Annotated in this window: 7 protein-coding genes; 4 read left to right on the top strand and 3 right to left on the bottom strand. The window is 71.0% G+C overall.

Translation table 11 applies throughout. The features are described from left to right. On the bottom strand, window positions 1–625 hold a 625-nt coding region (locus ACNI14_RS12630; RefSeq protein WP_420520405.1), incomplete at its 3' end, for a CNNM domain-containing protein. A gap of 292 nt (window positions 626–917) precedes the next feature. On the opposite strand from ACNI14_RS12630, the gene ACNI14_RS12625 reads away from it, so the two are divergent. After that, window positions 918–2,063, top strand: coding sequence for a hypothetical protein (locus ACNI14_RS12625; RefSeq protein ID WP_420520404.1), 1,146 nt, complete (start codon window positions 918–920; stop codon window positions 2,061–2,063). 22 nt (window positions 2,064–2,085) lie between these two features. Here the strand turns inward: ACNI14_RS12625 and ACNI14_RS12620 are convergent, their stop codons facing one another. Next, window positions 2,086–2,700: a sugar O-acetyltransferase gene (locus ACNI14_RS12620; protein WP_420520403.1), complete on the bottom strand. Its 615-nt coding sequence runs from the start codon at window positions 2,698–2,700 to the stop codon at window positions 2,086–2,088. Between the two features lie 81 nt (window positions 2,701–2,781). Here ACNI14_RS12620 and ACNI14_RS12615 point away from each other — a divergent pair, with 81 nt between their 5' ends. The 3 genes from ACNI14_RS12615 to ACNI14_RS12605 all read left to right on the top strand — a co-directional run bounded on the left by ACNI14_RS12615 (window position 2,782) and on the right by ACNI14_RS12605 (window position 5,372). After that, on the top strand, window positions 2,782–3,207 hold the full coding sequence (locus tag ACNI14_RS12615) for an ACT domain-containing protein (protein ID WP_420520402.1): 426 nt from the start codon (window positions 2,782–2,784) through the stop codon (window positions 3,205–3,207). A 156-nt stretch (window positions 3,208–3,363) separates the two neighbouring features. Next, window positions 3,364–3,783 (top strand): MerR family transcriptional regulator, encoded by a 420-nt coding sequence (locus ACNI14_RS12610; RefSeq protein WP_420520401.1) that lies wholly within the window; start codon window positions 3,364–3,366, stop codon window positions 3,781–3,783. Then, a complete protein-coding gene (locus ACNI14_RS12605; protein ID WP_420520400.1) occupies window positions 3,780–5,372 on the top strand; it encodes a peptide chain release factor 3 in 1,593 nt (530 codons plus the stop codon). Before ACNI14_RS12610 ends, ACNI14_RS12605 begins: the two co-directional genes overlap by 4 nt. Here the strand turns inward: ACNI14_RS12605 and ACNI14_RS12600 are convergent. Beyond that, window positions 5,369–5,494 (bottom strand): integrase core domain-containing protein (locus ACNI14_RS12600; protein WP_420520431.1); only part of this gene is annotated, 126 nt, incomplete at its 5' end. The two genes, ACNI14_RS12605 and ACNI14_RS12600, sit on opposite strands and share 4 nt — an antisense overlap.

Raw genomic sequence — 5,494 nt, 5'->3', positions numbered from 1 at the left:
GGGCGAGGCGGCGCGCCACGCGCGGCTCGAGCGTGCCTTGCGCGGCGGAGCGCTCCGCCAAGGACTCGAGCTCCTGTGCGGATCTCGCGGACGCGAGCTCCTCGCGGGGCTCGATGCCGAGAGAGCGCACGATCCTGTTGGCGCTGCCGTTCAGCACGCGGATCAGGGGCCCCATGAACCAGGTGAAGCCGCGGTTGCCGCCCGCGACGGCTCGGCCGATCCGCATGGGCTCGGCGATCGCCCAGTTCTTGGGGACCAGCTCGCCGAAGATCATCTGGGTCGAGGTCGCGATGATGAACGCGATGGTGAACGAGACGGCGAGTGCGGATCCCTCGGGCACCCCGAGCGTCTCGACGGGACCGCGCAGCAGCGTCGCGATCGACGGTTCGGCGATGAAGCCCACGAGCAGGCTCGTCACCGTGATGCCCAGCTGGGCGCCCGAGAGCTCGGTCGAGAGCTTCTTGAGCGCCGCCTTGAGGGACGCAGCATGCTTGTCACCGGACTGCGCGGCCTTGTCGACCTCCGGGCGGTCGACCGTGACGAACGCGAACTCCGCGGCCACGAACAGGGCGTTCGCGCCGATCAGCGCCAGGACGAGCAGCAGCAGCAGCCATGCTTCGATCATGACGCGGGGCCGATGCTCGTGTGGCCGGCGTCTGCGGTGCTCGCCGGGGCGATCCGCGCGGCGGCGGGGGGTGCGGAAAAAGGCGCCGGGCCGAGAGTACTCACCAGGGGTGGGACTCCGGACCGGCGCTCAGGACTATGGCCGTCGGGCATGCAGGGATTGTACGTGAAATGACCTCGGGCGTGCGGCATGGATCCGCGGGTGGTCGCCCGGGCTGGCCCATGACATTGGTCCCTGGCGGCGACGGGCGCACACGGTACGTTCAAAGGAGACAGCAGTTCGAGGGGGAACCGTGAACGCCAGCAGCCAGGATGCGCACGCAGGCGGGCGCCGCGCCGCGCCGATGCCGCCCACATCGTCGGATCCCGGACCGTCGGATCCCACACCCATGTGCCCCATGTCGCTGCGGATGAATGTGATGGCGGCGATGCTCAACGCCGAGCTCGCCGACCATCCTCTCTACGACGGTTTTGAGATCCAGCGCTTCGACGACCCCGACCACGGCACCGGCACGCTGGCGTTCCTGAGCCGCCGCGAGGACCACGCCATCGACTGCTACGTCGAGGCCGGGCTCGCGCTCGACCGGCGCATGTACGGGATCGGCGGGGGAGTGCGCTCCTGGAACGAGACCGAGTTCGAGGCCGCTGTCCTCGAGGTCGACGAGGACGGCGTAGCCGCCCAGGTGCGTTTCACGGACGTCGAGGGCAACCTCGTCGAGATCTCGATCGACGACCGTGATGGACGCGCCCGCAGCCGCGGCGCCCTCCTCGCACCCGTGGGGGCCGGCATCGAGCGGCCCGTGTCGCTGATGCTCGTGTGGATGCCGCAGTTCGACCTCGTGCGCGACGTCTCCGACCGCGCCCCCGTGATCCGCATCGGCGGCGAGGACGTCGCCGTGGGACGACTCCCCGGCGCCGCGCTGCACCGGCGCCATCTCATCAAGTACGCGGCCGGGCTGCGCGTGATCGAGTTCAACCGCGACATGGACGCGCCCGCGACCGTCGGCGGGCCCGGCGAGGCCGAGCTCGACGACTCGGGCACCGGACTGCGATCTGTCTCCGCCTCCGCCGGAGAGAGCGTCGCCCGGGTGTCCTTCCGTCCGGCCTTTCCGGACCTGCTGCGTCTCGATGCAGGGGTGGAGCGTTCAGGCGAGTGGCGCATCGGCGTCGACGGCCAGGCGCTCACGGGAGGGACGTGGACGGCGACCGGCGCCGTGGACCGCGCCGAGGTGCACCTGGACGTCACGCGACGGTGGCGGCCGAGAGGCCTGCCATGGCTCATGCGGGCGGTGACGAGGGCCCTGCCCGTCTTCCGGAGGTGGCCGACCACGTACGCGTGGCGCACGACCCTGCCGACGGTGGGCGGACCCATGCGCTCGGGGTGGGTGCGCACCGGCACCGACGATGCCGCCCGCTATCGCGGCGCCACCGGCAGCTGAGCGCGACCCGGCCGAGCCCGCCCTACAGCTCGCGGATCACGCGCGCGGGATTGCCCGCCACCAGGGTGCCCGGAGGCACGTCCTTGGTGACCACGGCCCCTGCGGCGACCACCGAACCGCGCCCGATCGTCACGCCCGGGCACACCACCACCGAGCCGCCCAGCCACACGTCCGGCTCGAGAGTGATGGGGAAGGCCCGCTCCCATCCCTCCCGGCGCAACTCCACGTCGAAGGCGTGGTTCACGGTGTAGAACCGGGTGTCGGGCCCGATCAGCGCGTTGTCGCCCACCGTCACGATGCCGCTGCCGAAGATCATCAGGTTCGCGTTGATGAAGACGTTGGAGCCGAACCGCACGCGCTCCTTGTACTCGAGGTAGATCGGCGGCCGGAAGTCCAGGCCCGGCCCGCACTCGCCCACCAGCTCGGTGAGCATGCGCGTCGCCGCCGTCGGGTCCTCAAAGTACAGCCCGCCCAGTTCCCGCAGCCGAGCGATCGTGGCGCGCTGCATGTCCGCGAGCTCCGGCCCGGCCCGGTACCGGAACCACTCGTCGCCCTCGAGCTTCTCGTACTCGGTGCGCGCCGCGTCCTCGACGGGGACCTCCGCCATCTTGGCCCGCATCTCCGCTGGATCCGTCACAGTTCCTCCTGATAGTCGCTTGGCTCAAACTATCCCCGCGCGACGGCGCATCACCGGGACCTCCGTCGCTACGCTCGCTTCATGGCAGACGACGCGGACCTGGACGCCCTCATCGCGGCCCTGCGCCCCGAGCTGGACCCTGAGACGTACGTGTGGGCCACCATGGACGGCCTCGCCGCCGCGGGCGCGCTCATCGACGCCGTCGCGACCGTGCGGGAGCCCGAGGGGCTGAGCCTGGTGCTGCCCATCGACGCCGCCGCCCGCCATGGGCTCGACTTCGCCTTCCCGAGTGCGCGCATCACGCTCACCGTCGACCCGTCGCACGCGTCGCCCAGCGCGTCAGCCACGACGGTGCTCACGGCGGCCGTCGCCGGGGCGCTCGCCCGGGAGGGGATGCCGGGCCGCGTCGTCGCCGGCTTCCACCGTGACCACGTCTTCGTGGGGCGCGAGCACGCGGCCGATGCGATGGCTGCGCTCGCGGACCTCGCCTCCGGCGGTGCGGAGTAAGCACACGCCCCGCCGGTGCGCGCGTGTGGCTCGACGACTTCGCCTCCGACTCCGTCCGGGTGCAGCCGGTCGCGTAGCGCGGCTCGCTCGCATCCGCCGGCGGCGGTACGCGGGGCTGGGTCCGGATAGGGTGGATGGTCGAGGATGAGGATCACCATGGACGACCACAAGCAGATAGGCGAGGCGGCAGACCGCACTGGCCTGTCGCTGCGCACCATCCGCTACTACGAAGAGGTCGGTCTCATCACCCCCTCGGCACGCTCACACGGCGGATTCCGGCTCTACACCGAGTCGGACATCGCGCGCCTCATGGTCGTCAAGCACATGAAGCCCCTCGGGTTCAGCCTCGAAGAGATGCGCGACCTGCTCGCCGTCCTCGACGAGTTGGAGCGGGACGACCTCGATGCCGCCGCCCGCGTCAGGGCGCACGAGCGCCTGGGAGTCTTCGAAGCCGCCGCCGACGAGCGCTGCGCGAGCCTGCGCTCGCAGCTGGAGACCGCCGAGGAGTTCGCTCGCAGCCTCCGTCGAGAGTCGCAGCCCGCCCGCAGGCACGAGGGTGCGGGCGCGGGCCAGTGACCGCACCAGTTCTCCACGATGGCAGCGTCGCCGAGGAATCGGCGCGCCGCCGCAGCATCGCCGTGATCTCGCACCCCGACGCGGGAAAGTCGACCCTCACCGAGGCGCTCGCGCTCCACGCGCACGCGATCGACGAGGCCGGAGCCGTGCATGGCAAGGGCGACCGCGCGGGCACGGTGTCGGACTGGATGGAGGTCGAGCAGAAGCGCGGCATCTCGATCACGTCCGCGGCGCTGCAGTTCGTCTACGGCGACCACATCGTCAACCTCGTCGACACCCCCGGCCACGCCGACTTCTCCGAGGACACCTATCGCGTCCTCACCGCGGTGGACGCGGCGGTCATGCTGCTCGACGCCGCCAAGGGCCTCGAGCCGCAGACGCTCAAGCTCTTCGATGTGTGCCGTCGGCGCGGCGTGCCCGTCATCACCTTCGTCAACAAGTGGGACCGCCCCGGCCGCGAGGTGCTGGACCTGTGCGATGAGCTCGAGCAGCGCATCGGCCTGCGGCCCGCCCCCGTGACGTGGCCCATCGGCGTCGCCGGCCAGTTCGCCGGCCTGCTGGACCCGGCCGATGGCTCGGTGCGCACCTACAAGCGCGCCCCCGGCGGCGCCGCCGTGGCCGAGGAGAGCGTGCTCGACGCGGCGCAGGCCAGGGCCGAACTGGGCGAGGAGTACGTGGCGGCCAACGAGGAGGTGCAGCTGCTGGAGCCCGTGGATCCGGAGGGATTCCGCCGCGGCGAGTCGACTCCGTTGATGTTCGGCGCCGCCCTGAGCAACATCGGCGTCAAGCAGCTGCTCGACACGGTGATCGAGCTCGCTCCGCCGGCGCTGCCGCGGCCCGACGAGTCCGGCGACGCCCGCGACGTCGACACCCCTTTCAGTGGCTTCGTATTCAAGATGCAGGCCGGCATGGACAAGCAGCACCGCGACCACGTGGCATTCATCCGCGTGTGCTCGGGCGTCTTCGAGCGCGGCATGGTCGTCACGCACGCGCGCACCAAGCGCCCGTTCGCGACCAAGTACGCGCTGTCGGTGTTCGGCCGCGAGCGTTCGACGGTCGAGCGCGCGTATCCCGGCGACGTGGTGGGGCTGGTCAACGCCAGCTCCCTCGCCGTGGGGGACACCATCTACGACCCGTCCGGCAAGCCCGTCTCCTACCCGCCGATGCCGGCCTTCGCTCCCGAGCACTTCGCCGTCGGACGGGCGCGCGACCCCGGCCGCTCCAAGCAGTTCCGCAAGGGAATCGGCCAGCTCCAGCAGGAGGGCGTGGTCCAGGTGCTGATCTCGGAGGCGCGCGGAGACGCCAATCCCGTGCTGGCCGCCGTCGGTCCTCTCCAGTTCGAGGTCGCGGCCTTCCGCATGGAGCACGAGTTCTCGGCGCCCATGCACCTCGACACCATGGGGTTCTCGCTCGCGCGCCAGGTCGCGCCCGACGACCTGCCCGTGGTGTCCCGATACCCGGGCATCGAGATCGTCCGCCGTGGCGACGGCGCGATCCTGGCGCTGCTGCGCGACATCTGGCACGCCCGCTCCTTCGAGCGCGCCCACCCCGACGTCCCACTCGCGTCCCTCGAGGCGAGCGACGACTAGGTGTAGTGCCCAGGGAGGTTGTTGAACCTGGTGATGGGTGGGACCTTGCCGATGGCTGAGTGGTTGCGGTGGTGGTTGTAGTAGTGCATCCACGATCCTAGGGCTGCTCGGCGGCTCTTTTC

The sequence above is a fragment of the Demequina pilifera genome (genome assembly GCF_048814985.1).
GTDB lineage: Bacteria > Actinomycetota > Actinomycetes > Actinomycetales > Demequinaceae > Demequina.
This window is presented reverse-complemented; position numbering and strand designations above follow the sequence as displayed.